The 25,960-nt window shown below is 46.7% G+C and carries 30 protein-coding genes and 2 pseudogenes; 13 read left to right on the top strand and 19 right to left on the bottom strand.

The genetic code is table 11. The features are described from left to right. Window positions 1–271: 271 nt before the first annotated feature. From DB847_RS11860 to DB847_RS11850, 3 genes are all read right to left on the bottom strand, one after another. The gene (locus DB847_RS11860) at window positions 272–1,069 is read right to left on the bottom strand and encodes an OmpA family protein (RefSeq protein WP_108650879.1); all 798 of its coding nucleotides are present in this window, start codon (window positions 1,067–1,069) and stop codon (window positions 272–274) included. Beyond that, entirely contained in the window at window positions 1,066–1,926 is an 861-nt protein-coding gene (motA, locus tag DB847_RS11855) for a flagellar motor stator protein MotA (RefSeq protein WP_234418570.1), read from the bottom strand. The genes DB847_RS11860 and motA overlap by 4 nt, the downstream gene beginning before the upstream one ends. A 255-nt stretch (window positions 1,927–2,181) precedes the next feature. Next, complete coding sequence (locus DB847_RS11850; protein ID WP_108650876.1) at window positions 2,182–2,565, bottom strand: hypothetical protein; 384 nt, start codon at window positions 2,563–2,565, stop codon at window positions 2,182–2,184. 168 nt (window positions 2,566–2,733) lie between these two features. On the opposite strand from DB847_RS11850, the gene DB847_RS11845 reads away from it, so the two are divergent. The 4 genes from DB847_RS11845 (at window position 2,734) to DB847_RS11830 (ending at window position 5,314) form a co-directional block, all read left to right on the top strand. After that, window positions 2,734–3,501 carry a substrate-binding periplasmic protein gene (locus DB847_RS11845; protein WP_108650874.1) on the top strand — a complete coding sequence of 256 codons (768 nt, stop codon included), beginning with the start codon at window positions 2,734–2,736 and terminating at the stop codon, window positions 3,499–3,501. 99 nt (window positions 3,502–3,600) lie between these two features. Then, window positions 3,601–3,849, top strand: coding sequence for a hypothetical protein (locus DB847_RS11840; RefSeq protein ID WP_108650873.1), 249 nt, complete (start codon window positions 3,601–3,603; stop codon window positions 3,847–3,849). A gap of 5 nt (window positions 3,850–3,854) precedes the next feature. Further along, window positions 3,855–4,679: a SagB/ThcOx family dehydrogenase gene (locus DB847_RS11835; protein ID WP_108650871.1), complete on the top strand. Its 825-nt coding sequence runs from the start codon at window positions 3,855–3,857 to the stop codon at window positions 4,677–4,679. After that, the gene (locus DB847_RS11830; RefSeq protein WP_108650869.1) at window positions 4,562–5,314 is read left to right on the top strand and encodes a nitroreductase family protein; all 753 of its coding nucleotides are present in this window, start codon (window positions 4,562–4,564) and stop codon (window positions 5,312–5,314) included. Before DB847_RS11835 ends, DB847_RS11830 begins: the two co-directional genes overlap by 118 nt. Here the strand turns inward: DB847_RS11830 and DB847_RS11825 are convergent. Further along, window positions 5,311–5,541 carry a DUF2789 domain-containing protein gene (locus DB847_RS11825; RefSeq protein ID WP_108650867.1) on the bottom strand — a complete coding sequence of 77 codons (231 nt, stop codon included), beginning with the start codon at window positions 5,539–5,541 and terminating at the stop codon, window positions 5,311–5,313. The genes DB847_RS11830 and DB847_RS11825 overlap by 4 nt on opposite strands. An 85-nt stretch (window positions 5,542–5,626) precedes the next feature. On the opposite strand from DB847_RS11825, the gene DB847_RS11820 reads away from it, so the two are divergent. Further along, the gene (locus DB847_RS11820; RefSeq protein WP_199911812.1) at window positions 5,627–5,989 is read left to right on the top strand and encodes an NUDIX domain-containing protein; all 363 of its coding nucleotides are present in this window, start codon (window positions 5,627–5,629) and stop codon (window positions 5,987–5,989) included. Window positions 5,990–6,102: 113 nt separating this feature from the next. Here the strand turns inward: DB847_RS11820 and DB847_RS11815 are convergent, their stop codons facing one another. Next, on the bottom strand, window positions 6,103–6,300 hold the full coding sequence (locus tag DB847_RS11815; RefSeq protein WP_108650866.1) for a hypothetical protein: 198 nt from the start codon (window positions 6,298–6,300) through the stop codon (window positions 6,103–6,105). Window positions 6,301–6,746: 446 nt separating this feature from the next. On the opposite strand from DB847_RS11815, the pseudogene DB847_RS26380 reads away from it, so the two are divergent. Together DB847_RS26380 and DB847_RS11805 are read left to right on the top strand one after the other, a co-directional pair. Next, window positions 6,747–8,236: pseudogene (locus tag DB847_RS26380) on the top strand (YjjI family glycine radical enzyme). A 36-nt stretch (window positions 8,237–8,272) separates the two neighbouring features. Continuing rightward, window positions 8,273–9,154, top strand: coding sequence for a YjjW family glycine radical enzyme activase (locus DB847_RS11805; protein WP_108650865.1), 882 nt, complete (start codon window positions 8,273–8,275; stop codon window positions 9,152–9,154). Between the two features lie 12 nt (window positions 9,155–9,166). Here the strand turns inward: DB847_RS11805 and DB847_RS11800 are convergent, their stop codons facing one another. Continuing rightward, window positions 9,167–10,078, bottom strand: a complete 912-nt coding sequence (locus tag DB847_RS11800) for a LysR family transcriptional regulator (RefSeq protein WP_108650863.1) — start codon at window positions 10,076–10,078, stop codon at window positions 9,167–9,169. 474 nt (window positions 10,079–10,552) lie between these two features. Between DB847_RS11800 and DB847_RS24965 the strand changes: the two genes are divergently transcribed. Beyond that, window positions 10,553–10,807, top strand: a complete 255-nt coding sequence (locus DB847_RS24965; RefSeq protein ID WP_199911811.1) for an LpxD N-terminal domain-containing protein — start codon at window positions 10,553–10,555, stop codon at window positions 10,805–10,807. Window positions 10,808–10,875: 68 nt separating this feature from the next. After that, entirely contained in the window at window positions 10,876–11,550 is a 675-nt protein-coding gene (locus DB847_RS11795; protein ID WP_234418567.1) for a UDP-3-O-(3-hydroxymyristoyl)glucosamine N-acyltransferase, read from the top strand. 240 nt (window positions 11,551–11,790) lie between these two features. On the opposite strand, the gene DB847_RS11790 is transcribed toward DB847_RS11795, so the two are convergent. From DB847_RS11790 to DB847_RS11755, 8 genes and pseudogenes are all read right to left on the bottom strand, one after another. Next, on the bottom strand, window positions 11,791–12,381 hold the full coding sequence (locus DB847_RS11790) for a hypothetical protein (protein ID WP_159084567.1): 591 nt from the start codon (window positions 12,379–12,381) through the stop codon (window positions 11,791–11,793). A gap of 334 nt (window positions 12,382–12,715) precedes the next feature. After that, complete coding sequence (locus DB847_RS11785) at window positions 12,716–13,456, bottom strand: substrate-binding periplasmic protein (RefSeq protein WP_108650859.1); 741 nt, start codon at window positions 13,454–13,456, stop codon at window positions 12,716–12,718. 189 nt (window positions 13,457–13,645) lie between these two features. Next, a complete protein-coding gene (locus DB847_RS11780) occupies window positions 13,646–14,032 on the bottom strand; it encodes a hemerythrin domain-containing protein (RefSeq protein ID WP_108650857.1) in 387 nt (128 codons plus the stop codon). Between the two features lie 197 nt (window positions 14,033–14,229). Further along, window positions 14,230–14,484, bottom strand: coding sequence for a type 2 periplasmic-binding domain-containing protein (locus tag DB847_RS11775; RefSeq protein WP_108650856.1), 255 nt, complete (start codon window positions 14,482–14,484; stop codon window positions 14,230–14,232). Further along, complete coding sequence (locus DB847_RS11770) at window positions 14,472–15,002, bottom strand: substrate-binding periplasmic protein (RefSeq protein WP_108650855.1); 531 nt, start codon at window positions 15,000–15,002, stop codon at window positions 14,472–14,474. The genes DB847_RS11775 and DB847_RS11770 overlap by 13 nt, the downstream gene beginning before the upstream one ends. A 278-nt stretch (window positions 15,003–15,280) precedes the next feature. Further along, window positions 15,281–15,877 (bottom strand): transaldolase family protein, encoded by a 597-nt coding sequence (locus DB847_RS11765; protein ID WP_199911810.1) that lies wholly within the window; start codon window positions 15,875–15,877, stop codon window positions 15,281–15,283. A gap of 69 nt (window positions 15,878–15,946) precedes the next feature. Then, window positions 15,947–16,807 carry a [formate-C-acetyltransferase]-activating enzyme gene (locus tag DB847_RS11760; protein ID WP_199911809.1) on the bottom strand — a complete coding sequence of 287 codons (861 nt, stop codon included), beginning with the start codon at window positions 16,805–16,807 and terminating at the stop codon, window positions 15,947–15,949. Beyond that, window positions 16,797–19,061 (bottom strand): annotated as a pseudogene (locus DB847_RS11755) (formate C-acetyltransferase). Before DB847_RS11755 ends, DB847_RS11760 begins: the two are co-directional and overlap by 11 nt. 515 nt (window positions 19,062–19,576) lie before the next feature. Between DB847_RS11755 and DB847_RS11750 the strand changes: the two are divergent. Then, window positions 19,577–19,765 (top strand): Lar family restriction alleviation protein, encoded by a 189-nt coding sequence (locus DB847_RS11750; RefSeq protein ID WP_108650853.1) that lies wholly within the window; start codon window positions 19,577–19,579, stop codon window positions 19,763–19,765. 205 nt (window positions 19,766–19,970) lie between these two features. On the opposite strand, the gene DB847_RS11745 is transcribed toward DB847_RS11750, so the two are convergent. The 5 genes from DB847_RS11745 to DB847_RS11730 all read right to left on the bottom strand — a co-directional run bounded on the left by DB847_RS11745 (window position 19,971) and on the right by DB847_RS11730 (window position 23,540). Beyond that, a complete protein-coding gene (locus DB847_RS11745; protein WP_108650852.1) occupies window positions 19,971–20,621 on the bottom strand; it encodes an HAD-IA family hydrolase in 651 nt (216 codons plus the stop codon). Window positions 20,622–21,041: 420 nt separating this feature from the next. Beyond that, window positions 21,042–21,563: an AAA family ATPase gene (locus tag DB847_RS11740; protein WP_108650851.1), complete on the bottom strand. Its 522-nt coding sequence runs from the start codon at window positions 21,561–21,563 to the stop codon at window positions 21,042–21,044. A gap of 413 nt (window positions 21,564–21,976) precedes the next feature. After that, the gene (locus DB847_RS24380) at window positions 21,977–22,360 is read right to left on the bottom strand and encodes a hypothetical protein (protein WP_159084566.1); all 384 of its coding nucleotides are present in this window, start codon (window positions 22,358–22,360) and stop codon (window positions 21,977–21,979) included. Window positions 22,361–22,804: 444 nt separating this feature from the next. After that, a complete protein-coding gene (locus DB847_RS11735) occupies window positions 22,805–23,095 on the bottom strand; it encodes a hypothetical protein (RefSeq protein ID WP_159084565.1) in 291 nt (96 codons plus the stop codon). A gap of 187 nt (window positions 23,096–23,282) precedes the next feature. Further along, window positions 23,283–23,540, bottom strand: coding sequence for a hypothetical protein (locus DB847_RS11730; RefSeq protein ID WP_234418566.1), 258 nt, complete (start codon window positions 23,538–23,540; stop codon window positions 23,283–23,285). 65 nt (window positions 23,541–23,605) lie between these two features. On the opposite strand from DB847_RS11730, the gene DB847_RS11725 reads away from it, so the two are divergent. The 3 genes from DB847_RS11725 to DB847_RS11715 all read left to right on the top strand — a co-directional run bounded on the left by DB847_RS11725 (window position 23,606) and on the right by DB847_RS11715 (window position 25,653). Further along, a complete protein-coding gene (locus DB847_RS11725) occupies window positions 23,606–24,388 on the top strand; it encodes a phage/plasmid replication protein, II/X family (RefSeq protein ID WP_108650846.1) in 783 nt (260 codons plus the stop codon). Window positions 24,389–24,516: 128 nt separating this feature from the next. Further along, a complete protein-coding gene (locus DB847_RS24375) occupies window positions 24,517–25,113 on the top strand; it encodes a hypothetical protein (protein WP_159084563.1) in 597 nt (198 codons plus the stop codon). 36 nt (window positions 25,114–25,149) lie between these two features. Then, window positions 25,150–25,653: a hypothetical protein gene (locus DB847_RS11715; protein ID WP_108650844.1), complete on the top strand. Its 504-nt coding sequence runs from the start codon at window positions 25,150–25,152 to the stop codon at window positions 25,651–25,653. The last annotated feature ends 307 nt before the right edge of the window (window positions 25,654–25,960 follow it).

Genomic DNA, 25,960 nt, shown 5'->3' with positions numbered 1-25,960 from the left:
TGATCTTTGCAACTGACGTAGGGGGCCACTCACCTACGGCCGCCGACACCTTTTGGATCCCTGATAAAGCAGACGAAGAGATAAGAAGACAGCAGATAGTAAGCAGGACAGAGTAAAACTTCGCAGCAGGAGCCATGGTCATCCTTTCCATCAAGGAAGATAACTGTAATTTTAGCAGAGATGGTTTTTCCGGATGCTTGTGTCAGCCGCTACTCTGATCAAGGGGACTCCGATCAGAAGAAGGTACCCGGAGCAACCTCCGGGTCATCAATTACGCTGTTCCCTTGCTTGCGGCTGGAATCTGTCCCTGAGTCTCAACGCCATCTTTTTCATCAAATAGCTTCATCAGCTTGTGTTGGCCCTGCTGAGTCAAAATCATGATCTCAACCCGGCGATTTCGCTGGCTATATGGGTCGTCCGAATCAAGTGGAGCCTTATCCGAAAAGCCACTGACCTGTAAAAAACGCTTATCGTCAATCCCATTTCCATAGAGGATCTCTTTTACATCCAGCGCTCGTTTAACCGAAAGTATCCAGTTGTTAGTGTTGCCGTGCTGGTATTTATAGGTATCCGTATGGCCCGAAATCATCATCTTGTTTGGGATATCCCGGACAAGGTCGGCCAGCTTTTCAACCAGAATCTCATAACCAGGATTCATTTGCGCACTACCTGAGTTAAACATGCTATGTCCCGGGGTATCCTTAAAAATCACCTTCATCCCCTGTGGCAGCAATTTGAGCTGAGCATTTTTCCCCAGGGGAAGCTGGTTTTTAATTTTCTCAAATTTAGTCAGTAGCAGCTGTAGCTGACTGACCGGCTGTGGCTCATTGTGATTAATTTTGCCTCTTGCCTGGACCGGAGAAAGACCGCTCTCCTCCTGAACTAATGGCATCGACTGGCCGTGACCTGCAAACTTTTGGGCAATGGCGGCTCGCTGCTGAGGTGTTGAGATGTTGGTGATCCACAGAACCATAAATAAGCAGAGCAGTGACAGGGTAAAATCTGCAAATGCAACTTTCCAGGCGCCGCCGGGCTGCTGGTATCTGGCAAAGGATTTACGTTTAATCATGCTGCCCGGGCCTCTCTTTTGAACAGACGATTCATCTCGTTAAAGCTTGGCTTCATTTCGCCGAACAGGTTGCGACGACCCGCATCGACCACCAATACGGTTGGCACCTTGCTTTGGTAAGCAAGAATACTACCCTTGACCACGCCTAGGGCCATCATGTCTCGGTTGCTCTCTTCCTGGACAAGGTTGGCCAGGGGGGCAAAGAAGCCATAGCTGAACAGGATCCCGATAAAAGTACCAGACAGGGCTGAAGCAACAGACAGACCAATGGTAGTGATATCCCCATTGATATGACCCATGGCGAGGATGATCCCCATCACGGCCGCCAAGATGCCAAAGCCAGGCAGAGCGTCGGCAATTTTATGCAGTGCCAGAGGGTAGCGGTAGAGATCCATTTCAATGGTTTCCATCTCATCCTGGAGCTTGGCGTTGAGATCTCCCGAGGCGATCTGGTTTTGCAGCATGATCCGAAAACTATCACAGATATAGTTGCACAGTACCTGATCTTTGAGGATCCATGGATGCTCCCTGAAGATAGAGCTGCGCTCAGGATCCTCGATATGATCTTCCAGGCGCAATACACCCTGCTTACGCACCAGTTGAAATAGCTTATACAGCAGCAATTGGAGGTCCAGGTAGCTGGACTTAGAGTAAGCACTGCGGATCAGGGAACGATACAGATAGATCCCAAGATTCTTAAGAACATAGGGAGGATTGGAGATCACCAGATAACCGATGGCCGCACCTAAAATGATCAGCAGTTCAGTGGGCTGAAACAAAACGGAGAATAAGCCATCTTCGATACTGAACCCGCCTAACACACAGGCAAAGATACAGATAAAACCAAAACTCTTCATTAATTTCGCCATCTGGGATTACCGCTGTTCGTTGTTGAGGCGGCCATCCTAAATGCGCACAAAAAAGAGTCAACACTAAAAAAACGAGCTATCGAAAAGTGACTGAATTATCAAAAAACGAACTCACGTAACACCTTGTAATCTATGTTAAATAACACCCTCTAAGGCAAAGGACTGATTTTGAAAGGGTGATGAGAGATTACTGAAATTTTATGTCTCGATTGAATCCTCACCTGGGATTGCGGAGTGAGTGTATCACTGAAGCTCGGGAGGTAAAAAGCTCTGATAAAACCACAGACTCTCATCCTTATGGGTTCGCACCTTGACAACCTCTCTTCCGAAATCATTCTCCCGGGCCAATAGGATGAGCTTGTCTTTGGATCTTAATAGTTTGCACTCGCCGGTTTCGAAATAACGATCGGAATAGTACCTGTCTTTGCTTTCATAGACCTGGTGCAGGGCGGATGGCATGCGGCAGGCGATCGCGGCGCCGGTTTGGGTGGAGGAGAGGGTGAACCTGGGATAGAGGTTATGCTGGTGGTAGAGGTAACCAAGGGTCGCTGCAGTCATAGCAGCAATCACAATAAGCGGGTATAGGATCAGTTTTACCATGGGCACCTCATATTGCCGGGCGTCCATGCGGTGACTTTCCTTTAGGTCAAAATAGTCGGCAACGGGGCCGAATACAAGAAAATCCCACCGGAATAACAAGGAATTCTGAGCCGGATCTCAATTTCGTTTCGGGACAATTCATTCATAAGGTTTGGTGGCGACGGCTAAGCTTACAGTAAGAGCAAGGGAGGGTTCATGAAAAGTAGCATCATAGTTGCATCGCTCGTCCTGATCTGCAGTATGCTCAGCTTCGCAGAAACGATCCGCATCAGTAGCAGTGAGTGGCCTCCCTGGAACTCGAAACATCTCATCGGTTATGGAATAACCTCAGAAATTGTCAGTGACGCATTTAGTAAACAGCAGGTACGGGTTGAATACTATTATCAGTCCAACTGGAGTGATGCTTACCGTTTTGCAAAGGATGGACGCTATGATGCATCAGTGAGCTGGATTTATACCGACGAGCGGGCGAAAGAGTTTATCTATAGTTCACCCATCTCCTATGCCAGCAACCACTGGTTCTACCTCAAATCCAACCCTAAGAGCCCCTTTAACTGGGATGATCTGGGTTCAATGAAACAATTAACCATAGGGGTGACACGAGGCTATAGCTATGGGAGAGAGGTTGATGCATTGCGCAGGGAGCGATCCGTCACCTTCCAGGAAGAGGGGACCGATCTGGAAAACTTCAGAAAGCTACTGGCAGGCGAGATCGATCTGTTTCCAAGTAATCTTTGCGTTGGTTATTATCTGCTTAGAACAAGCCTGATCGATGAGATGATGCGGGTTGCCCACTCACCGGAGCCTTTCGATGTGTTCTCACTCCACCTTATTTTTAACCGGGTCAACCCTGAGAACCCAAGACTTGCCAAGGTATTTGAGGCTGGTCTGCAGGAACTTAATAAGGGGGATGGGATCAAAAAGAAGAGCCAAAAATGTTTTTATTCTCTGAGAGGGCGCTAAAGAACCCTGTGCCTTAAAAGGCTACAAACCTGGCAAAAACCATCGTATCCAGATTGAACTCTGGCTAACCAACCTTTGTGATAACAGGGAAGAGACGAGATGACCGATTCCCGGAATATGGAGCCTCAGGATCCGATCCAGCAGGTATTTGCTTACCATCAGCGTACCAAGCACCAGTTTGATCGTTATGCCAACTCTCTCGGTTATATGGATTGGGCGACACAACCCAATCCATTTCGACTCTTTGAGGGAGCTCCCGGGATCAGCTTGGAGTTTCCTTCAGAGGCCAAAACCCCACTTTATGGCGAGGTTTTTTCAGGTATTCCAAGGGCTATGCCCTGTGCTTAGAGAGTGTGTCCGCTCTTTTCTACTATTCCCTGGCCCTGTCTTCCTGGAAAGAATCTCAGGGAAATCGCTGGTCATTGAGAGTAAACCCCTCAAGCGGAAATCTGCATCCTACCGAGGCCTATCTCATTGCTCCCGGAATCACTAACCTATCGGAAACGGGTGGGGTTTATCATTATCAGTCCCTGCTACACCAGCTGGAGCGCCGCTGTCACCTTGAAGCTGGGGATTGGAAAAAGCTGGTTGGGATATTAGGGGGCAAGGATGTTCAGGATGAGCCGGTTTTCTTCGTCGCTTTGAGCTCAATCCATTGGCGCGAGTCCTGGAAATATGGAGAACGGGCCTTTCGTTATTGTCAGCTTGATATCGGCCACGCGGTTGCGGCTATAACCATCTCAGCCCTGATGTTGGGTTGGCGAGTGAGGCAGTTAGAGGGCGCATCTTCAAGGCTTATCAGTGAGTTGGCAGGTCTCGAGAGGGAGCAGGACTTTGAGACTCCCCAGGAGCGTGAATTTTCCGAGCTGTTACTGATGATAACCCCGGCTCCTGATCCCGTATTTGACTCTGGACTGAATAAACTCCCGGATGAGAGCCCCATCATTCATCAAACATGGATGGGGAAGGCCAATCGTCTCAGTTGTGAACATCACCCCTGGCCATGGATAGACAGGATTGCCAAAGCATGCCTTAAGCCACCATCTCAGAGGATCTCTCAATGCGCGAATCCTTTAAAGAAAACGGCAAAGACACCTATGACCCCGAAGATTTCCCGTTTCGCAGAGCCAGAGAACTGGTTCGTCAAAGGCGCAGCGCTGTTGCTATGGATGGGATGACCCACATGGATCAAGCTGAGTTCTTTAAGGTACTTTGCCAGCTCATGCCCGAGTATAACCCCAGGTTATTTAACCTGGCATCTGAGCTTAACAGGGTTCAGCTTGGCCTTTTTATCCATCGGGTGGAAGGACTAACTCCCGGGCTTTACCTGCTTGTAAGGAATAAAGATAAATTATCTGAGCTTCAAAAAGTCATGGATCAGAGTTTTTTATGGCGGCCAATTGATGATTGTCCCCTCGAGCTCGATCTTTATTGCCTGCAGGAGGCGGATCTCCGGGAGCTGGCAAGGCGGCTGAGTTGCGATCAGCCAATTGCCAGCCAGGGAGTATTCAGCTGTGCCATGTTGGCTGAATTTGAAGCGCCGATCCACCATGAGGGGGCATGGTACTACCGGAAGCTTTTTTGGGAGTGTGGCCTGATTGGTCAGCAGCTCTATCTTGAAGCCGAGCTTAGAGGGCTGCAGGGGACGGGGATCGGCTGCTTTTTTGACGATCCTGTCCATCAGGTGTTTGGCCTGGAAGGGTTTGGCTATCAGAGTCTTTATCATTTTACCCTCGGTAGGGGACTTGATGATCCACGCCTGCAAACATACCCGGCATACTATTTTTTAGACAGTACGGAAGCGGGTGACTAGCGCAGCCGGGCATCCAGTTGATCGATGATCTCTGCCCAGTCGGCATCCTCATTTTTCCCCTGGGCCAAAAAGTCAGCTTGAGCACTACTCCAGAACCCGGCCTTATGGAGTTCGATGCCTGAAGGCAGCGGGCGATGCTCTTTGATAAAGGTATCAATGGCCGGATCTGAGCTATCCAGCCCCAGTTGATCAAACAGGGCGCTTAAGGTGTGAATTGGGGCTTGCATAAGGGGGTCATCCAAGTGGGGTTCATTATAACCATAGTCGCATCATAAGAGCCGGGGACTATTTTTTACTAAGGGGAAGAATTAGATGGAGCATAGGATCAGAGCTGCTGGCATTCTTGTGCAGGACGAAAACTTGTTACTGGTCAGGCATCAGATGGATGGTGAAGAGTTTTGGGTTCCTCCCGGAGGAGGACTTGAGGAGCGTGACGGGGGAAGTCTAGGGGCTCTGAAGCGTGAAGTTTTTGAAGAAACAGGTCTTCAGGTCGATGCAATTGGCCCCTTGCTGTTTTTACATGAATACCATGAGCTCAAGCGAGACACCTTTCACCTTGGTCTCATCTACTGGATCCAAGCCTGGCAAGGTGAGCTTTCGGTGCATAATTTGCGAGGATTAGGCGGCGATGAACATTTTATTCAGGAGGCGGCCTGGATCCCCGGGATCAGCTGAGGGATCTTGTGACCTATCCTCCAGGCTTGATCCCCCTTCTGTGGGACAAACTGGCCGAACCTGAGCCAAAGGCGACGCATCTTGGGCTGCAGATCCAGCCGCTCTAGCAGGGCTCATGCACCTTCCCAGATGAGCGTAGAAAATGGGTTTCGTTCATCCTTGAGTAGCTGCAATTCACTACGAACCGATTTGGTTTGAGATCGCGCTTTTTGATAGTGACTGTCACTGCGAAACATCCAGTAGTTTTGGCGGGCAATCAATACCGAAAGACGGGCTTCGAGATCTGTTATCTGCTGCTCCAGAAGATTCATAGCGTTTCCTTCAATTAAAGCTAACTATCAGGATGGTAAGCAGGATAAAGGAGTGGTGCGTCATTTGGTGACGTATTTTTTTGGGGCCCAGCTGTCTCCAAAAGCCGACAGTTCAGGAAGCAATGTAGCCACAGAAGCCATCGGCTTTAATCTGCACTCTCTGAATTCTCCAATTGCTCTAAACACCAGGTGATGGCTTGTTGCTTAGTGTCGAATATCGCTCGTCTCAATATAGCCTGTTGCTTTTAGTCATTGTCCAGGCACCCGCTAAAAGTCGGTTTGTCTGCTCAATTCATCTGTTCAAGGGGGCGCCACTTAAGGTTTTTAGCTTCGCAGGCTAGGGGTTACCCATTTCCATAATGGAAATCACTCTTTGTTAATTTTTCAATATTAGAAAGTGCCAGGATGCAGTAAATTATACGCACACAGATAAAAAGGTTTTTCCCATGAGCGAACAGCGATTCTTGCAGATCATTACAGATGCCAATCTTTCGACAAAACAAAAATCACAACTTCTTGCCCTGGAGGCCGAAGCCAGCTTACCTTATCCAGAGATCTCACCTGCCGTTAAGCAGGCGATGGACGAAGGTATCCTATGCGATATGTTTGAAGGGCACGCGCCCTTTAAGCCCAGGTATGTTCTGCCAGATTACGCTAAATTTTTACGCCAGGGATCGGCCTATCTGGAGCTCAGCCCGGCTCAGAATTTTGATGAGGCCCTGAACCTTCTGACCATCATCTATCACCATGTACCCTCGGTGACCTCGATTCCTGTCTATCTTGGGCAACTCGATGAACTCCTGCTTCCTTATGTCGCTGAGCTGACCGAACAGCAGATTTATCAAAAGCTCAAACTGTTTTGGATCATGCTGGATCGGACTCTGCCTGATGCCTTCATGCATGTGAATATAGGGCCTACGGACAATATTATCTGCCGCACCATCCTCAGGGTGGATGCAGAGCTTAAGCAGATCGCACCAAACCTGACCTTTATGTATGACCCGGCGGTTACTCCTGACGATCTGCTGCGGGTTGCAACGGCAAATATCTGTGAATGCAGCAAGCCGCATATCGCCAATTATCCGATGCATGCCAAAGCCTATGGTGACGGGCAGTTTGGGATCGTCAGTTGCTATAACTCGCTGCCACTGGCTGGTGGCTCAAATACCCTGGTCAGGATGAACCTGGCTGAGGTGGCGAAAAAATCCTCCTCCAGCAAAGAGTTCCTCAAAGAGGCTCTGGTGGAATACAGCAAGCTGATGTTTGAGCTGATGGATCGCCGCAGTGAGTTTTTGCATGAAAAATCCAATTTCTTCAAAGGTTTTTTGACTGCTGAGGGCTCATTGATGAATCGCGCTTTGCTCCCATGTTTGGCATTTACGGGATGGCCGAGGCGGTTAATCTGTTGATGGCACAAGAAGAGCGCCAGGGTCGTTATGGCCGTGATGACGATGCCAATCAACTAGGGCATAAGATCTCTCAGGCCCTAGCCGAAATTGTTGAATCCGGCGAAGTCAAATATGGCCTGAATGGGAAAGCCCTGTTACATGCTCAGGGGGGAATAAGTCTGGATGAAGGCGTCACCCCGGGGGTTCGGATCCCTTACGGGACCGAGCCAGATCCGGTGAGCTATGTTAACACCACGGCGCAGCACCACCAGTACTACATCTCAGGGATCAGCGACATCCTCACCATCGATGAGACGGTGAAGTCTAATCCGGAAGCCATGTACAACCTGTGCCGGGGAGCGCTTCAGGCCGGATTCAGGGAGTTTACCGCCAATGTTGACTCAAACGATCTGATCAGGGTGACCGGTTACATGATCAAGCTCTCCGATATTGCTCGCTATGACGCTGAAGGTTCACGCAGTAATACCACCTTTCTGGGGCAGAAGCGGCCAGAAAAACCGGTATTCTGGAGCGCAAGCCCAGAGTGATCAGTCATGAAATGACCCCGGTATATCAGGGCTCTCATGAGTGAGGTGAATTTCTCTGAGGAGGCGAAGGTCAGTCGTATTCTGACCTTCTCCTGTGTCGACGGGCCCGGCAACCGTTTGGTGATCTTTTTACAGGGGTGTAACTACAATTGCCTCAATTGTCATAACCCCCACACCATCAATCCCTGTAATCACTGTGGGGACTGCCTGAAGGTTTGTCCGAGCGATGCGTTGATCCAAAGCCCCGAAGGCAAGATCGTCTGGGACCCCGCTCTCTGTACCCAATGCGATCGCTGTTTAGAAGCCTGTGACCACCACTCAAACCCAAAGATCACCCATTACACCGTCTCGCAGATCCTGGAGATTATCCGGGATAATCGCTTTTTTATCAGTGGTATTACCCTCTCAGGTGGTGAGGCGACCCTGCAGCTTCCCTTTATCCGGGCGCTTTTCAGGGCGATCAAAATCGCCCCCGAGCTATCCCACTTAACCTGCTTTGTAGACAGTAATGGCAGTTTGTCGGTACAAGGCTGGCAGCGGCTGATGCCTGAGCTTGATGGTGCCATGATCGATCTCAAAGCCTGGCAGGAGCAGACTCACCGCTGGCTGGTTGGACGCGGTAATCACAGGGTGTTTCAAAGCATAAAGCTTCTTGCCAGGACCCAAAAGCTCCATGAGGTCCGTTTGCTCTATATCCCGGGCAAAACCGACCTGTTGCAGGAGGTGGAAGCCCTGGGGAGTTATCTAAGAGAGTTACCAGAGCGGATCGCCATTCGGGTCAACGGGTTCCGCCGGCATGGTGTGGTAGGGGAGGCCAGCCACTGGGCTGAGTGTACCCGGGAGCAGGCAGACGTTTTCAGCCAACGTTTAGAGGCGGTGCTCGGTCGTGAGATCATCAGGCCTAGTCTCTTTTCCTGAGAGAGGGAGCTCTCAGGAATCTCTTAGCTGTTCATAGAACCACTTCATCGCCTGATCATTGAGCATAGGCTTATTCCAAACCAGGCTATAGGCAACCTTTCCATAGTCAAAAGGCAGCTCCTTCACCATCAGTCCACGGGCCTGCTGAGCCTTCATCGCCCAAAGTTTTGAGCAGGTAAAAAGAAGCTCGCTGTGTTGGCAAAGCAGTGCGGCCTGGCCAAAATCAGCCACACTTAATACCGTCTGCCTGGGTTGATATTGCTGGGCCAGGATCTGCTCAAAATAGGGTTGCTGAAGCTCTTTGTCCAAAATGCCTATATGGCTGTACTCCAGATAGGCTTCGATGGTCAGTGGGCTAGCCGCAAGTGGGTGATCCGCACTCATCAGGCAGACCATCTCATCATCGATAATCGACTCCCAGATCAGATCCTGATGGCGAGTCGGTGGCTGGCTGAGATCGTGTGGCAGAAGTACAAAATCGGTCTGACCGCTCACCAGTGCCTCGATTCCGAACTGATCCTTCCCATAGATCATCATCCTGGCATGAGGCGCTCTGGAAGAGATGATCTCACCTATGAGTGGCGCGAAAATCTCAAAGGTACTCTCACGCATCGAGAGACGAAATACTCCAGTGTAGCTTATAGGATCAAAGGCTTGTTGGTGGAGCAAACCATTCATACTCGACAGGATAGGGTGGATGGATTGGCCCGCTTTGAGGGCAAAAGGAGTTGGGATCAGCCGGGAGCCATCCCGGTAGAAGAGCTCGTCTTTCAATAGATCCCTAAGCTGGTTCAGGGTCTTGCTCACCGTCGATGGGCTCAGGAAAAGCTGCTCGGCTGTTTTGGTGACACTGTGGGTGCTTAACATCAGGTGTAGTGTGGTCAGGTGCTTGAGGCTGATCCGGGAGAGTTGACTATAGTCCATCAATGCGCTCTATTATTGCTGTCCGGCCAGTATAGCGTTTAATTACTACCTGCTAAACCACTCATCTGCTTACGTAAGCATTTGTCGTTAAGAAATAGTTTTTTTTAGTCAGATTTAGACCCATTGACTCCGATTAGCCAAGCCTAAAGGGCCTTCAAGAAATAACTGATCCCCATCATAAAAACCAATGAGTAGTGGATTATCACAGCAGCTTAGCGTAGTGTGGGGTGATTGAAGTCGTGGTTTTCACTTGCAATCCATTCCTTCATTATAGCGACCTAAGATGCTTAATAAAGATCGTTGAGACTTGTTCTAGGTGCAAGGATTAACAACTTCATCAGGAAATGATGATATTAATATACGGAGCATCAGAATGGATTTATTGATAACCCCGAGAAAAATTATATTTAGCTGTCGATATAATTATAACTCTACTATTGTTTTTATCGGAGCTGTTTATGGTGATGACGCCTCATGAAAATGACACTGTCCGAGTTATCAAGTGAACTAGGTGCTCAGTTTTATGGTGATGGCAATGTGGGAATTAATGACACAGCCGGTTTAAATAATGCTAAAAGTGGATTTTTATCTTTTATCTCTCATAAAAAACACTATCATTATTTATCGAATACTGAAGCATCAGCAGTCTTACTAAGGCCGGATGATTTAAGCTATTGCAATACAAATGCGATTGTGGTTCCTAATCCTTACCATTCTCTAAGATTTTAAATAAAAGCTTAGGAAGCGGATGCTCTGTTCATGAAACTGCCATCATAGATCATACTTCAACATTAGGCTTGAATGTTACCATTGCTGCCCATGTTGTGATTGAGTCAGGAGTAACTATCTCTGATAATGTATCAATCGGCCCCGGTTGTTATATTGGTTCAGGTTCAAGTATAGGCTCACATACAGTTCTTGATTCTAATGTTACCGTTTATCATGATGTAATCATTGGTGAGTGTGCGATGGTTAATTCAGGAACTGTCATTGGAACCGACGGATTTGGCAATGCTAATGAGCGTGGTGAATGGATCAAAATAATCCAATCCGGAAGTGTTAACATCGGTGATAGAGTAAGAATAGGCTCCTGTACGACAATTGATCGAGGAGCAATTGAAGATACAAAAGTGGCTCACGATGTGATCATTGGTAATCAGTGCCAGATCGCTCATAATGTTCAGATTGGAAACAACACTGCGGTCTCTAATGGCGTTGGTATGGCTGGCAGTTTAAGTCTGGGCTCCCATTGTAATGTTGATGATGGTTCAACCCTCAATGGGCATATTGATATTTGTGATCATGTGAATATTTCGAAAATGGCTATGGTTATGAGTCCGATTACTCACCCCGGTGATTATAGATCCGGCATTCCGGCTCAGGAGCATCAAGATAGCCTTATGACTCAGGGACTGATCCTTAATCTTGAAGATATGCATCGGCATATAAATATACTATACAAAAATTGCTAGGCACCAGCAAATTAACACAATGAATATAGAGAGTAGTGATGAGTAATCGGATCAAAGATATCGGTTGGGAAATTTAAAAAATGATGGTTGTTACTTATCGATTTACGGAAGGTATCAAAGAGAAGATATATTAAACCAAGGAACTATGGGATATATCGCTTGGTTTTTCCCAGCCGACAAGAACATTAATATCAACAACCTGTAATCATTAAAGTCGAGCCCACGGCTGATTTCTATTGGCTACTTTAATGTTCCATTTCTCTTCAATGTCTCATAAAAATCAATGAACTTTAATAAATCCTCATTGCCATCCTCAAAAAGATCAACCTCACTACGGATGATAAAAGAGCAAAACTCATAGCAGAACTTCAATTTTTTATCATGAGCCTGAATTAAAGATACCGAAAAATTTAACCAGTTTTCATCTTTCAGGTTATTCCCGCCTCGTGCAACTCTTCGCTTATGAAAATCAGTATATAGCTTGGTAGCATCGAAGAGATCTCTGAATAATCCACACAAATAGGTGATCTCTGTGGATAGCTTCATCAACTTTACTTCATGGTAATCATCAAACAGAAATTGATTAATAAATACCATAGAGTCATTCTCAAGGTTTTTCTCGGATATGACCGAGATAGATTTCCATCTCTTCTTGATCATGAACTGAAGCACCTTTATGTACTCAAGATAGTTGGATATCTGCTCACTTAAGGCGGACTCCTCTCTGATGGACTTGAGCTCAGTTTTGACAAAGTTAAATGATATGACTGTCCCGGTCATGACTATAACTGCTATGCATAAAATAATATTCAAGTAGGTAACGCTATCCATAGCATCCACCTCACTATCTACCGATAGTTAAACTCTAGTATAAAAACGCAGCGAAAGTCGGGGGAGCATCGCACATCTTCCAGTGCCTAACAGCTAAAATGGTTCAGGGTTTGCCGGGTGAGTACGCCTTGTGTCCGGTTGAACGGCAGGGAGGGGAGCATTAGCGAACACACGGACCCTTGCGGTGTGCGGCAATTATACAGCTAGCTGATAACCGTATCACATGGCTTGCTGCTCTGAGATCTCTGAGCGCCCAGACAAGTCATTTGGAGGCAGGCCCCCGTTCGAAACACAGGGGCTTGCAAGCCGGGCATGAAGGCAGTTTAATCCTCGATTATTTGGTGTAGCTGTCTATAATCTCTTTATATTTTCCATCACTCTTCATGCTACGCAAGGCTGAGTCGAACTCATCTCTGATATGAGATAGCCCCCTTTTCTTTGAGAAGGCAATATAGCTTGGAACAGTTTGTAGCGGTGGACTTATCTCTTTTATAAGATTTGAGCTGTTGGTTTTTTTAGAGATGAAAAGAGCTCCATATTTGTTACTCACCAAAAGATCAAATCGACCCTTTAAGAGCTTCTTAAAGTTTGCATTCGCATTATTACTCTCATCTATGGATTTTAACTGACCACTTTTGACTGCATCGTCAAAAATCTTGCCATAGCTTACTCCTCTAACAACCCCTATCTTATATTTAGAAACGGATTCAAGGTTACCATTATATTTAAAGTTTGAATCTTTTTTTGAAAAAAAAGATACCGTTTGAGGTATTAGCACCTCATTTGAGAAGTCAGCGAATTTTTCTCTGTCCGGATTCTTATAGATGGTGAAAATTGCATCTGCACTGCCTGATTCCACCTGCTTAAGTGAGCGAACCCAGGGATGAATCTTTATGGTTGCACTGTGGCCAGATCTCTTCAATGCTTCTAAAACAAGATCAACCGCTATCCCTTTGACTTTCCCTTTTTCCTGAAAAATATAGGGAGGATACTCAAGTGACACAAGCTCAAGTGATTTACCAATCACAGGAGTAGAGGCGATCATAATTGCAATAAAAATCAGATGGTTACGCATAACCTCTCCCTATCATACTTTTCCCGTCCTGCTGTTCAGTATAGTACCGCTGGAAACAGCAGTCGCAATTGCGGGAGAGGAGCTTTGTTCTACTAAGGTGATGATATTCTGGTTGAGCCAATCTGAGTTGCTGTTGAAAGCCTCACCTCGGGGGAGGCCGCTTCTGATTGGGTATCAAAATAACGGGGTTCACTGAGATTTGAAAAAATCGATATCCTGCTGCAGGTGTTTCAAAACATCGTTTCTCAAATCAAAGAATGAAAATGCCGACTCCGCATGCCTGATGCATTGAATATGTGCAATGATATCCTTGAGGAGGATTTGATGCTTTCTTTTGTGTGCGTCGAGATTTTCAGGGTCAATTGAGTTTATGATCCGCTCTTCATCCTCATGGTGTGACATCAGGGTAATAGAAAAGCGCTTCAGCAGCTTTTGATACTCCTGAAACTCAACTCTGTGCTCGGAGGTTAGGATTGTATTGAGTGACTCGATGATCTGTCGATGCTGCTGATCGACGAGATTGACTCCCGTCTCCATAGACTCATCCCACTCTATCTGTAATTTCTGCAAGTCCATCGCAAGGCCCCGTGCTTATGGAGAATCCCGCCACTCTCTATCCCACAACCTTTGTGGTTAAGGTCTCCACAGAGCTCACGGGTATGCTTAAGTTTAGGTGTGCCCCTGAGCATCCGCACTGTCAAACCTTGCAACTCCCACCTGAATCAGGAAATCCATACTCTACAGTGAGCCGCTACAGCAGCATTGTTGAGTTTTTAGAGGGAGGCTGGAGTTCGCTTTGGATTAAGATATTTCTGATAAATTTTTTGATACTCTCCTGAGGATTTCACGGCATCGAGTGCCTGCTGCCAACGATTGATCACCCGATCCGGGATCTGCTTTGAGCAGGCGATATACAGAGGAAACTGGAGTAAACGAATGTCGGTTTGAATCACTCTGCCTTGTGGGATATCGAGCTTTTCGAAATAGTAACGGGTTCCCAGGGGAGTGTAGCTGACTAAAAGCTCCACCTTTGCGGCCAACAGCAGTTTAAATCGCTGCTCCCAGTCAACCGCTTTACGCAGGTGGCTGAATCCGAGTTGCTCAAGCCGAGAAAAAACCAGCCCCTTGTGGGGGAGGCGATAGCAATCTTCTTAATCTGTTGGATATCTCCGTATGTTTTATGATTGTCGGCCAGCTTATAAAAATAGATCGACTCCTCTGAGATGGGGCCGATCCACTTATAGCGAGGCTCGCGCTCCCTGGTGCGAAACAAAGAGAAGTTCATTACGTTTGGCTCATAATCGAGTAATCGCTCACCTCTGGCGCCCGGCAGTAACTCGATTTTATGCTCCTCTCCAAGCTGCTTCATGACAGCCCGGACGATCTCAACAGAAAAGCCCTTAAGTACACCTTTCTCCATGTAGTTATAGGGAGCCCACTCTTCGGTAATGATCCGCAGTGTAAAGGGTTGACTCGAAGTGGTGCTTGCGATTGCGGGCCCAGATATGCAGATGCATAACACCAGGAAAAAGTAATAGCGGGGCATCTCTACATCCTTGCAGGCTCAGACAACCTGAGTATGTGGGGATGCCTAATATTTCGCAAACTGCATACCGACTTGAAGGCGAGCTGTTTGCTCTCTTGCTTAAACAGAATCTTGAGAGCAAAGGGGGAGGTCAGATCCGGGTTGCCCGCCCTGTTTTCAATGATAGTTGAGCCCCGGGGCGAGTCAGGAGGGCTCAACCTAGATAACATCCAACAGGGTTGAGCCTTCACCATAGATGCTCTCCCAGTCAGAGACAAAGCCTGCCACACCTGAGTCTGTCAGGGGTGGACAAGCAGCTGCTCCATGAGATCGGGAGCAATGGTCACAGACTGAACGCCCGCCAAAGCGACTTTATGAACCTGCTGTATATTCTTAAACGAAGCCGCCAGCACCTTCGCATCGAGTTGATAGTTCTCAATAAGTTGTACCATGTCGGCGGCCACAGCCGTGCCATCACCACAGATGTTGTCCAACCGGTTCACATAAGGTGCTAAAAACTCTGCGCCGGCAACCGCTGCCATCAATGCCTGCTGTGGGGTTAAAATCGCGGTGGCCGTGATCCGGATCCCCTGGGCATGGATAAGCTTCATCGCCTTGAGCCCCTGGGTCGTCACAGGAACCTTCACGATAATTTGCGGGTCCAGCTCCCGTAACGCCTGGGCCTCTTTTAACATAGTCCGGGCATCTTTACCCATCACCTGGGCATGAAGCATCCGCTCACGACCGATGACCTCCCGAATATCCAGCAGGATCGCCTTAAAGGGACGGTTCTCCTTGGCAATGATCGATGGGTTCGTTGTGACCCCGGCGATTGGATACAAGTCAACTGCCTGGGTGATCGCGTTTAAGTCTGCGGTGTCTAGCATGTAGATCATTGTGATTTTCCTTAATGTTTTGTGAATGCTTAAATCGCCTGAACTTGGCAAATCCTGCTCTGGGTTGTGTTAGCCTCCGACGGCTAGGCGATAGTCGCTCGCTTCGATATGCTGGCGGATCCCCTGGATTTCTGACGGGCTCGGCACCCGAAGATCTTTGAGTTGATACTCCATGCCCTGGTTCTGGTACTTGTTTGCCCCATATTGATGAAAGGGCAGTAAGTGGATCTCTTGAATATCAAACTGCCCCAGGAATCTCAGGATCTGTTCCAGGTTAATGATATCGAGGGTAAACCCCGGGATAAGGGGTAAACGCGGGATCACCTTGCATCCCTGCTGCACAAGCTCTGTGAAATTGCTCAGGACCCTCTCAAGGTTAAGGCCGAGATGCTGTTTTGCCTTGTGTGAGTCCATGATTTTGAAATCAAACAATACCTCGTCACACAACTGACCCATTTGCAGAAGCTGCTTTTTGTTGCCATGCCCCGAGGTTTCGATGGTGGTTCGATAGCCGAGCATTTTTAGTTGTGTCAGCAGCGCAATCGCAAAATGGGGCTGGCTAAGCACTTCACCTCCCGAGAGGGTGACTCCGCCATTTGAGGCATCAAAAAAGATGTCATCTTTGGCGATCTCGGCCATCACATCCTCTACTGTCATCTCAGTTCCAACCTGCTCCCAGGCTCCACTAGGGCACTCCTGGCTATCCATCGCACACTCATCGCAGTGGATACACTTTTGAGGTTTACGAACATATTGAATGCGGTTCGAGCGGGATTCAGGATTTGCACACCAGGGGCACCGAAGTGGACACCCCTTAAAAAACACCAGGGTGCGGATCCCTGTGCCATCGTGCAGAGAGTAGCGTTGAATATTAAAGATCCGCCCTATGAGTACCCTTTGTTCCCGTGCCGTCAGGTTTTCACAGTTCATGAGCGGTTCTTCGAATAATGTCATCCTGGATCTCTTTGGATAGCTCAACAAAAAAGGCACTGTATCCTGCGACACGAACCACCAGCCCGGTATAATCCTGGGGGTTTAACTGAGCTTTTTTCAGGGTTTGCGCATTCAATACGTTGAACTGGATATGTTGTAGCTTGAGCTTCATGAAGCCACGAATAAAATCTGCTAACTTACTCAGGCCCTGCTGCCCCTGCAGTGTGGCCGGGGTGAACTTCACATTCAGCAGGCTGCCATTTGACAGCAAATAGTTATCTAGCTTGCTCACGGATTTAAGTATCGCGGTTGGCCCGAGTTGATCCTTCCCCAGCATGGGGGACAAACCCCCATCCGCCAGTTGTTCACCGGCCAGCCGGCCATCTGCAGTTGCACCGACCACGGCTCCAAGCGGCACATGTGCTGATACCGTATATGAACCTGGTGTAAACCCGCCACCTCGAGGGTTTTGATAGCGTTCGACCTCTTTACAGAAAAATCGAAGTAGCTCAGATCCGAGTCGATCCACCGCGTCGCTGTCATTACCATATTTTTGATACTTGTTGATCAGGCGGGTGCGAATCTTCTCACCATCCTCTACCTGAAAGTTACGGCTCAGGGTGGTGACAAACTCTTTGAAGCTGCACCTTTGCTCCTCAAATACATATTGCTTCAGTGCGTAAAGAGAATCCGACAAATTCGCAATACCGATCCCCTGTACTCCGGAGAAGTTATAGCGACTTCCTCCATAGGTGATATCTTTACCCTGTTTGACACAGTCACTGACAAAGGAGGAGAGCAGGGGGACCGGCGCCCAATCCCGGTGACCGATATCACAGATGTTAGAGCCCTCAACCATCAGCTGGATGTAGTGGCGAATATCGCGGCGGATAGATTCGAGCAGATCATCAAAGCTGATATCGGCAGTGTCAGCGTGTCGCTGCATGACCAGCTCCATCACCTTGAGCAGGTTAAACATGGCAATATCATGCAGGCCATAAGTTTTTCCCGGGATGGAGAGCTCGACGCAGCCGACCACCGCATAGTCACGCGCATCCTCTAGTGCGACTCCACGGTTTAAAAACGCGGGCACCACCACCTCGTCGTTAAAGATCTGTGGGATCCCGGTTCCAAGCCGTATGGTCTCGGCGGTTTTCATCAGAAAAGCCCGGTCGATAAACTCATTCACCCGTACCCCAAGGTTTGGCTGGGGCAGCTGAACACTCTGATAAGCGTCCAAACACAGGGTTGAAAGTGGGTTGACCGCACTTTGACCGGTTTCACTCAGGCCACCAAGTAGTATGGTGTATCCCGTCGGGAACCCTGCAAAAAACTTGGCACTGCCCGATGAGCGTAGCAGCACTATATCATTGGTTTTGATCCATAAACTTTCCAGCAGTTCGCGCAAGAACTGGACCGACTCACCCTGTTCAACAGAGCGTTGATAAAACGGAAGCATGTATTGATCAAAACGCCCAAGAGAGAGTGAGCTGGCATTCGACTCATACTGCAAAATGATATTCATATACCAAAACAGCTGGCAGGCTTCGTAGAAGCTTTCGGGCTTATCGGTCGCCACTTTTTCCGAGATTGTTGCTATCGTCTCTAGCTCCCGGCGCCTTTGAGGGTCTTGCTCCTTATCCGCATCCCGGGCGGCTAGCCGGGCATAACGTTGAATATGGCGAATCGAGGCGGATAGCAGGATCGCCACCGCCTGGTAAAAGCTATTTTGTGGTTGTGCATGACTCAAGGTGTGCATCTCATCAAGTAAGCTGGCTAAGCCATGCTCCAGCAGGCGCTGAAAGTCGATGATGATATGACCCTGTCCCTTATCAGTCTGGTTTATGCTGAAAATTTTCTGCGCCACTGCCTCCCGGACATTGTCGGGGAACTGCTCCTTGATGAAGTCTTTCATCGAGCGCCCGGACCAATAGGGCAAAAGTTTGGTCCGATACAGATCTTTATCTTGTTGCGAGATATAAAATTTATCCTGGGCCCGGGATTCAAAGCTATCGAGCTCTTTATCTATCCAGTATGGATCCATCTCAGGGGATGCGATCCCGGCCCGGGGTTACAGAGTTCGGTTACCAGCAATCAGCTCATCTGCGCGAATAGAGATCTGGACCTTATCAAGAATATGAGCCGTTGCTTTGGCGCGGCGAATGAGCTTTGGTTCATGTTCAGTGTGTTTGTGGCTCTCAAGATAAAGCTGCGCACGCTCTAAAGAGATCTGTCGCTGCGATTCAAACATGGCATTTTTCAAACGCTCAATTCTTGGGGTACTCATATTGGACTCCTGTGAATAATTGTCCTTTTGTTTATCTGTAATCGGGGATGACTAAGTGGCTGGTCTTCAAAAGTGCCTTGTGATAACGGAGGAGGGGACGCCTGGGAGCTCTCGACTCATACGAGCTGGGTGCTTGCAGCTTGAAAGATGAAATAACCGTGGAAGGTTTTAGCCCTGTTCCCTGGCGTGCCCTTTATGTATTGTCTCAATTAAAACTGAAGCACAGTTCGATCCTTTGAGTTGAGCCAGGACGCAACATAACCGATCACTAAAACTCCGGGCAAACCTATATCCTCAGCAATGGGCTTTGAGTCACGAAACTAATAGCCCGGGTAGAATAATGACAGTTCTCATTACCTGGGTTGAAAGGTCGAAAGTTTAGATCTTAGCCGCGATATATTTAACTGGTTACATCTGGTTGACGACCGTCCTTTTGCATCTTAAATTGAGGTTGAGAAAGTCAATTCCCGGAGCTAACTATGGATGAACTCAAGCCCTGTCCATTCTGTGGTGGAGATGCCGAAGTCATTGAGGGTGGGCATGACTCACTCAAGGTTCGATGTGCTTTTTGCCATATAGGTACGCCAGCAATGACAGAAGAAGATCCGATCGAGATGTGGAACAGCCGTGAGGATGTCACTGTCCCTAAGCAAGCAGAAAACCGCTAAGCCGATATCTCGTCCAGCCATTGCTAACTCTGATTTGAGTTAGCTGGACTGTCTATGCTGGTCTGACTCAAGCAAAAGGCCACACGCAAACTACGATTGTAAGTCAATTGGAGCCATCCGCTCGATTACCAGCTTGCCCCGGAGCAGGCTTACCACCATGTTTAGCACATAGCCTCTGAAATATAGTCTTAGTCCCGCTACTCCGTTATATTTCCGTCAATATAAACCCATCGGACTCTTTATGAATTGATATATTTTCAAAGGTATCAACCAGCAGGTCTGCCTCAGCAAGTGCATCGGTTTCATGGCTTGTTTTTAGTGCAATAGTAAAGCAACCTGCTGATTTGGCAGACTTTACGCCAGCGGGAGAATCTTCAAATGCAACGCACTCCTTAGGGCTAACTCCCAAAAGATCTGCTGCTCGTGTAAATGGTTCGGGATCCGGCTTGCCTTTGCAAACGTCTTCGCCACAAATCATATTAGATGGGGCAGGAAATCCCGAGGCTTTTAAGCTGGTTGTTGCGATCGCTCTAGGGCCACTTGTTGCAATAGCCCACTTTGAGAGCGGAATGCTACTTACAAAATCCAGAGCTCCATCGATAGCGCGAGCTGAGCTCATCTGTTCTCTAGCAATGATTTTAATCTCTGTCTCTTCACAAATATTTTCATATCTCGGGTCAATCGCCTTTAAGGTTTCATTTACTTTTCTACCATGAATATGTGGATAAACGAGCTCAAAGCCAATGTTCTTCTTGGTGGCCCAGGATTTCCATATATTATTTATTACGGTTGTCGTATCGACTAATGTGGCATCAACATCAAATATGAATCCCTGGCACTTTATTAAACTTCTCAAAATCACTCCTCGACTACAGCTTTTTTTAATGATCAACAGGTGATATTTATCTTAGTAAATCAGGATGGCATGTGGATCTCTTTTTGTCTATATCATGGATCTCATATTCAGCATTAAGATTCTTACTGCTTAACAGGGTGGATCATTAAAGGGCGAGGGGACTTACAGAATACTCTAGCTTTAATTGATCGAACTCGTGGTATTCCTCATTCTGATGTTCGCAGTTTTGAGAACACAAAATACTACATTTGGGAGCCGAGTCTCATATGCAACATGATCCAGGGATGTTGAAATGTCTGGCTTAAGGGTAGGGGTTGGTTTGGGGCCGTACCCGGCAAAAGTTGATAACACTGCGTTATAGCAGAATCCAGATCAGATTTTCCCGAATAGACTCACCAGTCCAAAAAGCGCTTTGCTGCCTTAGCGAACATCAATATCACCCTGAGGGAGAGGTCTCGAGAATTCTACGATATTCATTTCCTCATTAGGACTCGGAGACTCAAAATATTGGGTAACCTGATTGAATACACCCTCATTGTCATATTTAGCCCGTTCGGGCTGTTCAGTTCTTCGCTTATGCAACCTATCTAAGCATACTTTGTTGCTGACATTTAAATAAAACATCTCATGCTCAGATCCAATCTCACTACATAACCTATTAAACCATTCCCGTTGAGATATCGTGTTAGCGGGGAAATCCATAACGACATTAGAACCCGTTTTCAGGATATTTTGTACAAGTTCATAAATAAGAGGCTTGATTAAATCAGATAATTTCAAGTAATCAGAAAGCGTGGTTATTTGGTTGGGGTATAGAGAAGATAACCACTCATCTTCAGATAAAAGTACAGCGTTCCTTTCTGATGCCAACGTCTTTGCTAAAGTAGACTTTCCTGAGCCCATTTTCCCACAAAAAAATATCAGAACACCCATGTTATCCATATATGCACCTACCAATTAACAATACCGTCGACCTCAGGATGAATCATATCACACACTGATTTATTGTTTCTGTCACATAGAAACCATTACGCAAAGGTAGGAGAGCCAATATTCGGAACAGTTCGTCCAGACACTCCCAGCGCTAGCAGGGTTGGTGGACTCTGGAGTTTGATATTACCGTGGCGGCCCAGGCCTATGTTGACCAGAACTTCGGCGCTGTGCAGCTACGTTTTGAGCGAACAACACAATGTTGCATAATGTACACACAATTATGTTGAGGGTGCCGGTCGGTATCATGCGCAGCACCGACCGGGAGCGGCTCTCCCTTACGTGATGCCGAAGCATGAGGCAGTCGTCAGGGGGAGGGAAGCTCCCCGTAACATAATTAGCATTATGCGGAATTTAATGTTCAATTATTTATAATCATATGGTAACTGGCATTGTATAGGACTAAAAAAGCAATTATGCACGTTAATTTTAACTCGATATTGAGTCTGACACCCTAAAGAGACTAATTTATTATTAACTATTGCATATGTTGCATATGTTTCACCTACAGCGTCCTCTGGAATCTCCCCTGCTTGACAACTTATACCATCAAGTGTTTGTACAGTATTCTTTATTTTTGCTGAGACTTTAGAGCAATAACCAGTCCAAGCTGTTCGGTAAAATTCACTGCCAGTCCATCCATTCTGATTACATTGAACTTCATGTTGATTATTTAATACTACCGTGGCTCCTGTATTTGCTTCAGCTAGTAGTGGAGAAAGCATTACGAGTGCAGCATATTTCTTCATGTTATTGAACCTAATGGCAGGCATAAATGTAACGTAATTGTAAATTATACGTCACCGTCATGTAAGCTGCCAGATCTTACAGGCTTGGCTCAAGGGTCAAAGCCCTACCACCTCATAGTTACAGGAAAAGGCTTTGTATCTTTTACTATCGAAATTAGCCTCTTCTCTTGGGTTTCGTTTGTCTCTTTGATCTGCATCAATACCCATTTCTGTTCAAAAAACGTACAATCACTTTGTTCGAAGTTCGCTGTGGGCACTGATAAATGAGCAAAAAAAATCTAATAAAGTAAGCGGAGAGCTTACGGGAGGCGAATATGAATACGTCATCTTTTTCAGCTCTATCAGTACTGGCACTCACGATTTCTTTTGAGACTCTGTACGAAATGTTTGAGGCATTGAATTATCTAGCTGGAATTGGCTGGCAGCCTTTATAACATTGATTGTTTAAGCTTCACTCGGCACAACTTGCTGGGTGGAGCTTTCGGCTTTAACTCCCCAAATTTGATTTCTCCTGAATTGAACTCTATCGCCAATTCCAAGCCCCAGGTGTTGGACTGCGGTTTTATCTCCTCGCCTGCTGGCGGTATCAAGAAGATGAGTGATCTCACCTGTTTGAGGGTTATACCCATGCTCAAACTGAACAATCTGACCATGAAAAATATCAGCGTTGATATCCATAGCTAATAGCTTCTGATTCTCCGTTCTTCTTTTGTCGATAAAAAAGCTCTGCGGCAAATATCCCAGCTCATTACGCCCCTGTTTTTGCTAACGCGCTTCGCTTGTTGGCCAGCTCGTCAGGAGCAGGGGACCTGCTCCCTCCTCACCGGCAATTTTGGTGACCGGTTTTCGAAGTACACATACTTTAATAGTGTACTTTTGTGTCATTTTGACCCGTTTCGGCTCTGATTGAAACCCTGCAAGGTTACTTCTTGTTCATCTCTTGCGTGAGCTGGTAGGTCACCCAGCCTTTGAGCATCTCTTTGACGATCTCCTGCTTCTCATCCGGCAATTGCGTGATGTTTTTCAGGATCATCTGCAACTCTGTCGGGAGTTTCAGTTCGTCGTCGTCAAAAATGATCTCATCAGCCGTGCAGCCTAACTGAACAATCAGGGGTTTAATCGTTGATAACCGAGGTTCAGCGTTGTCCGAGGTGATCTGATAGATCGTCTTGGGTGACATATTGGTCATCTTTGCCAACGACCGTACACTCAAGTTCTCTCTTTCAAGCACCCTTTGAGCCCAGTATGATTGACCTTCTCAAGCTGCATGTTCCGTTCTTGGATGAGTGCTTGTTGAATAGCGAACAATCCGGACGGCAATTTTTAGAGCTGGAGCAATGCGGATTAAACGGCATGAAGATCGAGAGCAAAAATGTGGTGTTCAGTGTTGATGGTGATCAGGAGATTCACGACCTGCGTCACCCGTTCGAAGCGCTGCCATCTTCGTTTGGTTCGCTGGCAGTGAAGATCTATCAGGGCAATGACAAGGTGCCACCCCATGTGATCCTCAAGGCATCACCGGCCAAGCTCCTCCAGTTCCACAATGTTTACGGACCGACCGATATTAGTCTGTGTGCGATGGAGCTGATTCAGGTGTTGCTGAACGCACGTCCCGAATTTTGCTCGATGCTGGATTTTGAAAGTGTGCAGGTTGACTGGATTGATTGTACCTACCACGCCAAGGTTTCCAATGATGAGATCGCCAAGCAGGTGATCACCCATCTGAAAAATATCTCCCACGGTCACATGCGTCGATCCAACTCTGGAGATCACGAAACGACCGTGAACTTCAATAAAGCGGTAAAAGGCAATCAGGTTGGCCGTCATAAGCAGCTCAAGGTCTATCTCAAGTTTTTCGAGGTGATGAACCAGATCGACGAACTGCAAAAGAAAGCCAAGCGCGATATTCCGAACGACCAGCGGGCCAAGCTGGGCATGGAGCCCTCAAAAGATCTGGCCATGCAAGCGCCTCGCTACGCCGTGGACCGGAGAAACAGTGTTTCTAACATTGTGGCTCGTCCATCCTGATGACCGTTTTTTGTATATGCGCGAAGTTTTGATAGTTTTTGGTTGACAAATTGTGTTCATTTATTAACCTTAATGGCGCCTTAACGGATTCGTATGAGGCTCATTATTTATATAGGAAGGTTGATAATATGATTTTAAAGAAGGGATTAATTAACACTAGTGCTCCGATATTTATTATTGGAGCTTCGCTATTTTCTGGTAATGTATTTTCCAGCTCTCTTGATTTTTTAACAGAACCGGATAATAGAGAGTTAGGATTTTCTGTATCATGCAAATCAAAGCAAGGATTAAATGAGTACAGTCCTTACAACCCCACTACTGATACAACATTGCCCTCTCATGTAAAAAGATTTTCACTAGAAAGTCTTATGCCAGGCGAAGCTGGTAAATATGAAATTAATTGTGAGTTGAGCATCCCAGCAACAGGGGAAACTATTAGCTCAAAATATGAGGGAGTAAAGTTTAGCGAAAGCGAATATGGTAGCTCTGCACCAGAATTTAATGATGACGGGTGGGCTTACGGTGTTAAATATACTAAATGGCTAAGTCAATGTTATGATACTTCCCAAGCAATAATGATTGAATCATGTATGGATGCGTTTTATGGGAATAAATCTTATTACTTAAATGAAATTTTAGGAGAGATGAGTATTCAATGGCATTATCATGATTACTCTGATGCTCTAGGTGCATTTATTACAAAAAATACTCATAGACGATCATAGAGTTAACTATATTATAATAAAATAGGAAGTGAAATTATGACAGACAGAAAAATATTCAGTATGTTATTTTTTATTATACTTGCGGTTGTATCTAAAAACTCGACTGCTAGCAACTCAGAAGTTATTGAACCACCAAGTTATTTTACATTTTTGTTTCTGGCTAATAATTACGACAGTGTTTCCCAGTACAACTATGGTTGGAAAAAAATAGGTGATAGTCCAAGCCACATATATCCATTTATAGATAAACAACAGCTTTCAGAAATTTGTTCTGACCTAAATACGATCAAATATCCTGGAGCTGATACATGGCGTTCTGCTGATTTAACTGATATCACGTTTTCATGGAGTCATAAGCCACAACCAGTTGGGCTTAGCTCTCTAGCAGATGAGGATTATGTTCTTATGAATGCAGGTGTCGAAAAAGTTTTCAACATCAGAAGTAATGGTACTCAAATGCTAATTACTGAAAAAGCCAATGAAAACAAAGGGATTGCTCTTTGCTTTGGAATTAAATCAAGCGAGAACACTAACAGCTAGCATCATATAAGTCTATGTTGCAACCATTTAGATAAGTCTGGTTGTTTGGCTGAGTAGAAATGTCTGGCTTGTTGAGGAAACACATAAAGGGTAGGGTGGTGTTTTGGGGCCGTACCCGGCGAGAATTGATAACGCTACAATGTAGCAGATTCAAGAGTAGGATCTGCTACACCGATGTTAGGCACTCCAGGCATCGCTTTGTCGCCTTAACGAACACAGCTTTGAGTAATACTTGGTATCGCTTTCGAGTGATATCTGACATCGCTGTGTCGTCTCAGTGAGCATCGCTAAGAATGGAAGCTGGGAT

Source organism: Dongshaea marina (genome assembly GCF_003072645.1).
Lineage (GTDB): Bacteria > Pseudomonadota > Gammaproteobacteria > Enterobacterales > Aeromonadaceae > Dongshaea > Dongshaea marina.
Note: the sequence above shows the minus strand (reverse complement) of the source record. Positions and strands in the feature narration are given on the sequence as shown.

What these genes read in the sequence shown, in the direction of transcription:
- DB847_RS11820 (WP_199911812.1), top strand. Translation starts at nt 5,627, where the DNA reads ATGGAGCATAGGATCAGAGCTGCTGGCATTCTTGTGCAGGACGAAAAC.
- DB847_RS11840 (WP_108650873.1), top strand. Translation starts at nt 3,601, where the DNA reads ATGACCGATTCCCGGAATATGGAGCCTCAGGATCCGATCCAGCAGGTA.
- DB847_RS11790 (WP_159084567.1), bottom strand. Translation starts at nt 12,381, where the DNA reads ATGGATAGCGTTACCTACTTGAATATTATTTTATGCATAGCAGTTATA.
- DB847_RS11770 (WP_108650855.1), bottom strand. Translation starts at nt 15,002, where the DNA reads ATGCCCCGCTATTACTTTTTCCTGGTGTTATGCATCTGCATATCTGGG.
- DB847_RS11730 (WP_234418566.1), bottom strand. Translation starts at nt 23,540, where the DNA reads ATGTCACCCAAGACGATCTATCAGATCACCTCGGACAACGCTGAACCT.
- DB847_RS11825 (WP_108650867.1), bottom strand. Translation starts at nt 5,541, where the DNA reads ATGCAAGCCCCAATTCACACCTTAAGCGCCCTGTTTGATCAACTGGGG.
- DB847_RS11830 (WP_108650869.1), top strand. Translation starts at nt 4,562, where the DNA reads ATGCGCGAATCCTTTAAAGAAAACGGCAAAGACACCTATGACCCCGAA.
- DB847_RS11815 (WP_108650866.1), bottom strand. Translation starts at nt 6,300, where the DNA reads ATGAATCTTCTGGAGCAGCAGATAACAGATCTCGAAGCCCGTCTTTCG.
- DB847_RS11765 (WP_199911810.1), bottom strand. Translation starts at nt 15,877, where the DNA reads ATGATCTACATGCTAGACACCGCAGACTTAAACGCGATCACCCAGGCA.
- DB847_RS11780 (WP_108650857.1), bottom strand. Translation starts at nt 14,032, where the DNA reads ATGGACTTGCAGAAATTACAGATAGAGTGGGATGAGTCTATGGAGACG.
- motA (WP_234418570.1), bottom strand. Translation starts at nt 1,926, where the DNA reads ATGAAGAGTTTTGGTTTTATCTGTATCTTTGCCTGTGTGTTAGGCGGG.
- DB847_RS11845 (WP_108650874.1), top strand. Translation starts at nt 2,734, where the DNA reads ATGAAAAGTAGCATCATAGTTGCATCGCTCGTCCTGATCTGCAGTATG.
- DB847_RS24380 (WP_159084566.1), bottom strand. Translation starts at nt 22,360, where the DNA reads ATGAAGAAATATGCTGCACTCGTAATGCTTTCTCCACTACTAGCTGAA.
- DB847_RS11785 (WP_108650859.1), bottom strand. Translation starts at nt 13,456, where the DNA reads ATGCGTAACCATCTGATTTTTATTGCAATTATGATCGCCTCTACTCCT.
- DB847_RS11760 (WP_199911809.1), bottom strand. Translation starts at nt 16,807, where the DNA reads ATGAACTGTGAAAACCTGACGGCACGGGAACAAAGGGTACTCATAGGG.
- DB847_RS11750 (WP_108650853.1), top strand. Translation starts at nt 19,577, where the DNA reads ATGGATGAACTCAAGCCCTGTCCATTCTGTGGTGGAGATGCCGAAGTC.
- DB847_RS11860 (WP_108650879.1), bottom strand. Translation starts at nt 1,069, where the DNA reads ATGATTAAACGTAAATCCTTTGCCAGATACCAGCAGCCCGGCGGCGCC.
- DB847_RS11725 (WP_108650846.1), top strand. Translation starts at nt 23,606, where the DNA reads ATGATTGACCTTCTCAAGCTGCATGTTCCGTTCTTGGATGAGTGCTTG.
- DB847_RS24965 (WP_199911811.1), top strand. Translation starts at nt 10,553, where the DNA reads ATGAAAATGACACTGTCCGAGTTATCAAGTGAACTAGGTGCTCAGTTT.
- DB847_RS11805 (WP_108650865.1), top strand. Translation starts at nt 8,273, where the DNA reads ATGAGTGAGGTGAATTTCTCTGAGGAGGCGAAGGTCAGTCGTATTCTG.
- DB847_RS11850 (WP_108650876.1), bottom strand. Translation starts at nt 2,565, where the DNA reads ATGGACGCCCGGCAATATGAGGTGCCCATGGTAAAACTGATCCTATAC.
- DB847_RS24375 (WP_159084563.1), top strand. Translation starts at nt 24,517, where the DNA reads ATGATTTTAAAGAAGGGATTAATTAACACTAGTGCTCCGATATTTATT.
- DB847_RS11740 (WP_108650851.1), bottom strand. Translation starts at nt 21,563, where the DNA reads ATGGATAACATGGGTGTTCTGATATTTTTTTGTGGGAAAATGGGCTCA.
- DB847_RS11715 (WP_108650844.1), top strand. Translation starts at nt 25,150, where the DNA reads ATGACAGACAGAAAAATATTCAGTATGTTATTTTTTATTATACTTGCG.
- DB847_RS11800 (WP_108650863.1), bottom strand. Translation starts at nt 10,078, where the DNA reads ATGGACTATAGTCAACTCTCCCGGATCAGCCTCAAGCACCTGACCACA.